At 68.9% G+C, this 524-nt stretch carries 1 protein-coding gene; it reads right to left on the bottom strand.

The genetic code is table 11. The annotated features are described in order from the left end of the window. Positions 1-49 precede the first annotated feature (49 nt). A partial coding sequence (locus tag A9X03_RS24135) for an ATP-binding cassette domain-containing protein (protein ID WP_156746658.1) occupies positions 50-524 on the bottom strand: 475 nt, incomplete at its 5' end.

Genomic DNA, 524 nt, shown 5'->3' with positions numbered 1-524 from the left:
GCCAGCTGGCGCAGGATTCGCGTCGTGGTGGCGGTGTAGCCCTTGAGCCCTAGCCGGCCTGGCGCATGGTGCTGCGCTTGATGATGGACAGAAACGCGTCCTCCAGTGACGTGCATCCGGTGTCCTCTCGTAGTTGGGCCGGGGTGGTGTGGGCAAGCAGGTGACCGTCGCGCATCAGCAGCAGGTCGCCGCAGTGGTCGGCTTCGTCCATGACGTGGCTGGAGACCAGCAGCGTGGTTCCGCCGCGGGCGAGCTCGGCGAACTGCTCCCAGAGATCCGCGCGCAGCACCGGGTCCAGGCCGACCGTGGGCTCGTCGAGCACGAGCAGGTCGGGCCGGCAGACCAGCGCGCAGGCCAGCGACACCCGGGTGCGCTGGCCGCCGGAAAGGTTGCCGCAGAACGCGGTTCGGTGGTCGGCCAGCCCGACCCGCTCGATCGCGTCGTCGGCGGCCTGGTGCTCGAAACCGTACAGCGCGGCGAAGTAACGGACGTTGTCGACGATCCGCAGGTCGTTGTAGATCGTC

The sequence above is a fragment of the Mycobacterium sp. E1715 genome, assembly GCF_001667625.1.
GTDB lineage: Bacteria > Actinomycetota > Actinomycetes > Mycobacteriales > Mycobacteriaceae > Mycobacterium.
Note: the sequence above shows the minus strand (reverse complement) of the source record. Positions and strands in the feature narration are given on the sequence as shown.